The sequence below is a fragment of the uncultured Azohydromonas sp. genome, from assembly GCF_937926365.1.
Taxonomy (GTDB): Bacteria; Pseudomonadota; Gammaproteobacteria; order Burkholderiales; family Burkholderiaceae_C; genus Azohydromonas.
Map to the genome: position 1 here is coordinate 1 of NZ_CALAOH010000135.1, position 3,668 is coordinate 3,668.

Below are 3,668 nucleotides of genomic sequence, written 5' to 3' on the forward strand. Positions count from 1 at the left end.
GGCCGTGCTGCTCGCGGCGCTGGAGCCGGCCGTGCTGCGCCGCGCCGCGTCGCCGCTGCTGGCGATGCCGGCGCCACTGGACCTGCCCCCCGACGCGGCGCGCGCGCTGGTCGCGTCGGTCGAAGCCCTGGAGGCCCACTCATGAGCTGGTTGTTGTGGCAGGCCGACGGGGCCACGCGCATCGCCTCGCCGCGCCTGGTGCTGCGCGCGGCCGAGGTGCCGGTGCTGCAGGACGCGCAGCGGCTGTGCGCCGAGTTGGCGGAGCTGCAGCGCCACGAGGCGCAGCGCATCGCCGCGGTGCTGGAGACGGCGCGCGCGGAAGGCCATGCGCGTGGGTTGGAGGAAGGCCGCCTCGCCGCCCGGGACGAGGTCGCCGCCACGCTGCAACGGCTCGCGCAGGCAGCCGATCAGGAACGCGAGCGGCTGCGCCGCGACACCGGCGTGCTGGCGCTGCAGGTGGTGCGCAAGCTGCTGGGGCGCTTCGCCGCCGATGAGGTGCTGGCCGCGCTGGCGGAAACCGCCGCGGCCGAGGTGGTGCCGGCGCAGCCGCTGGTGCTGGCGGTGCATCCGGACCAGGCCGAGGCCGTGCGCGCGCGGCTGGCGGCGCGCGGCATGCAGGCGCCGGAGATCGAGGTACGCGGCGACGCCGCCTGCGCGCCGGACGGCTGTCGGCTGGAGACGGAGCACGGCTGCATCGACGCCTCGCTGGAAGCGCAATTGGCGCGGCTGGAGCAGGCGTGGGCGCCGCGGACCACGGAAGAGGATGCGCCATGACCACCCTCACCACCCCCGAATCCGACCGCCTCCTGCGCGCCCTGCACGGCACCCGCACCGTGGCCGAGCAAGGCCGCGTGGTGCAGGCCGGCGGCACGGTGCTGCGCGCCACCGGGCTGCGCGCGCGCATCGGGCAGCAGGTACAGGTCTTCGACGCGGCCGAGGGACTGGCTTCGGCGCGCGAGCCGCTGATGGCCGAGGTGATCGGCTTCGCCGGGCCGGAGGCCATCCTCGCGCCCTACGGCCCGCTGCTGGGCCTGAGCGTGGGCGCGGCGGTGCAGGCGCTCAGCGAGGAAGCGCGCGTGCCCTGCGGGCCGGCGCTGCTGGGGCGCGTGATCGACCCCTTCGGCCGCCCCCTGGACGACCGGCCGCTGGACCACCGCCAGCTCGACAGCACGCCGCTGCACGCCGAGGCGCCCTCGCCGCTCAAGCGCCGCGGCATCGACACCGCGCTGCCCACCGGCGTGCGCGCCATCGACTCGGCGCTGACCGTGGGCGAGGGCCAGCGCGTGGGCATCTTCGCCATGGCCGGCGGCGGCAAGTCCACGCTGCTGGGGATGCTGGCGCGCTGCGCCAAGGCCGACGTGAACGTGATCTCGCTCATCGGCGAGCGCGGGCGCGAGGTGCGCGAGTTCCTGGACGACAGCCTGGGCGAGGACGGCCTCGCGCGTTCGGTGGTCGTGGTCTCCACCTCCGACCGCCCGGCGCTGGAGCGCGTGCGCGCGGCCTACGCGGCCACGGCCATCGCTGAAGGCTTCCGCAAGGAGGGCAAGCGCGTGCTGCTGCTGATGGATTCCGTCACGCGCTTCGCGCGCGGCCTGCGCGAGCTGGGGCTGTCGGCGCTGGAGCCGCCGGTGCGGCGGGGCTATCCGCCCTCGGTGTTCGCGGAGATGCCCAAGCTCTTCGAGCGCGCGGGCAACGACGCGCACGGTTCCATCACGGCCTTCTACACGGTGCTGGCCGAGGACGACGACAACAGCGACCCGGTGGCGGAGGAAGTGCGATCCATCCTGGACGGGCACATCATCCTGTCGCGCAAGCTGGCGCAGGCGCACCACTACCCGGCCATCGACGTGCTGGGCAGCGCCAGCCGGGTGTTCACGCGCGTGGCGGACAAGCCGCACCGCGAGGCCGCGGCCAAGCTGCGCACGCTGATGGCGCGGCACGCGGAGGTGGAATTCCTGCTGCGCGTGGGCGAGTACCAGGCCGGCAGCGACCCGGTGGCCGATGCCTCCATCGAGCGCATGCCGGCGATCAAGGCGCTGCTGCAGCAGCACGCCGAGGAGCCCACGCCCTTCGACGAGACCCTGGCGCGGCTGCGGGAGGCGGTCGGGTGATCCGCGAGGCGCAGCAGCTCCTGCGGCTGCGCGCGCTGCGCGTGCAGCGGCTGCGCACGCGTTGCGCGGAGGCCCAGTTGGAGGTGGACGAGGCACTGCGCGCGGTGCAGCAGAGCCAGCGCTCGATCGAACGCTGCCGGCAGGACATGAAGCAGCTCTCGCACAGCCTGGTGCACGAGCAGGCGGCGGCGCTGCCGCGCTGGCACGGCATCGCCGCGGCCGAGCGCGAGCGCCTGGCCGACCGGCTGGAGCGGCTGGAAGTGACCTTGATTGACGACGAGGAGCACCTGGAGGCGAAGCAGGAGGCGCTGCAGAAGGCCCGCGCCGAGCTCACGCGCGCGCTCGCCGGCGAGGACGCCGTGCGCAGCCTGGCCGACGAGGCGCGGCGCGAGCTGGCGCGGGCGGCGGAGCGGCGCGGGGAGGTGGAGCTGGAGGACCAGGGACGGCGCAGGGGGTGAACCTGGGAGCGGGAGACGGGCAACACAGGGGCAATGACTTTGGGGACGTTGCCCGTGAGCTGGCCGGCTTCGCCCACCGCTCCGTCATTCCCGCGAAGGCGGGAATGACGAAGTAGAGAGCGCAACGAATCGGCTCACGGCCCACGCCCAGCGACCTTCCTTTGTCTGGGCTACGGCCCTTGCCTCGTCTGTCCACCTGGAGCCGATCTGATGAATTCCACTGCCTCTGCTTCTACATCCCGCACCAGCGCCCCGGCCCCCGCCGCCTCCCGCGACGGCGACCGCCGCGCCGCGCCCGACAACCGCGACGTCGCCGATTTCGAGCGCGCCCTGCGCCAGCGCTCGCAGCTCCAGGGCAAGGAGCGCCAGCCCCGCCACCAGACCGAAGCGGAAACCGGGGCCAAAGCAGAAACCGAAACCGACACCCAGGAGCCCCGCTGCGAGGCCGCGCCTCTGGCGCCACCTGCCGGCTTGCCCGCCGCCTTCGCCCTCGCGCTGGCCCAGGCACAGCCACCGGCGCCCATCGAGGCCACGCCTGGCGCGCGCGGCCTGGTGGAGCCGCCGCCCGCGGCGCTGCGCAGCGAGCTGTCGCAGCCGACCGGCGCTTCGGGCCCGGAGGGCGCGCGCGCCTTCGAGGTCTCGCTGCGCGAGCCGCTGGGCGGCGGCGTGACGCTGCATGCCGTGGCGCCGGCGGCCGGCGCGCGCTGGGCCCTGTCCGTCGGCGCGAACGGTTTGAACCCCCAGGAGCTGCGCCGCAACCTAGGGCGGCTTGAAGAGCGGTTGCGCGCCAAGGCCCTGCCGCACGAAGCGCTGGAACTGCTTTCCCACTCCGATCAGCCCGACGACCAGCCGTGAACGCCGACCTCCGCACCGACCGCACCGCCCCGTCGCCCCTGGCGATCCGGGCCCGCGCGCCGGGGCACCGCGGCAGCGGCATCCAGGAGACCTCCGCATGAACATGCCCCAGCTCGCCACGGCCGCCGCCGCGGCCCGGACGCTGTCGCAGCGCGTGCGCCGCACGCTCATCGATGCCGCGGCCGTGCACGCCGCGATGGCCGAGACGGCGCCGCTGACCGTGCCCCAGGCCCGCGTGCCGCGC

The 3,668-nt window shown here is 75.0% G+C and carries 4 protein-coding genes; all 4 read left to right on the forward strand.

What is annotated here, in order from left to right; genetic code table 11:
- Window positions 1-141: 141 nt before the first annotated feature.
- The 4 genes from Q0741_RS14285 to Q0741_RS14300 all read left to right on the forward strand — a co-directional run bounded on the left by Q0741_RS14285 (window position 142) and on the right by Q0741_RS14300 (window position 3,424).
- On the forward strand, window positions 142-774 hold the full coding sequence (locus Q0741_RS14285; RefSeq protein ID WP_298233877.1) for a FliH/SctL family protein: 633 nt from the start codon (window positions 142-144) through the stop codon (window positions 772-774).
- Window positions 771-2,111 carry a FliI/YscN family ATPase gene (locus tag Q0741_RS14290; RefSeq protein WP_298233878.1) on the forward strand — a complete coding sequence of 447 codons (1,341 nt, stop codon included), beginning with the start codon at window positions 771-773 and terminating at the stop codon, window positions 2,109-2,111. The genes Q0741_RS14285 and Q0741_RS14290 overlap by 4 nt, the downstream gene beginning before the upstream one ends.
- A complete protein-coding gene (locus tag Q0741_RS14295) occupies window positions 2,108-2,569 on the forward strand; it encodes a hypothetical protein (RefSeq protein ID WP_298233879.1) in 462 nt (153 codons plus the stop codon). Before Q0741_RS14290 ends, Q0741_RS14295 begins: the two co-directional genes overlap by 4 nt.
- Before the next feature lie 210 nt (window positions 2,570-2,779).
- Window positions 2,780-3,424: a hypothetical protein gene (locus Q0741_RS14300; RefSeq protein ID WP_298233880.1), complete on the forward strand. Its 645-nt coding sequence runs from the start codon at window positions 2,780-2,782 to the stop codon at window positions 3,422-3,424.
- Window positions 3,425-3,668 lie beyond the last annotated feature (244 nt).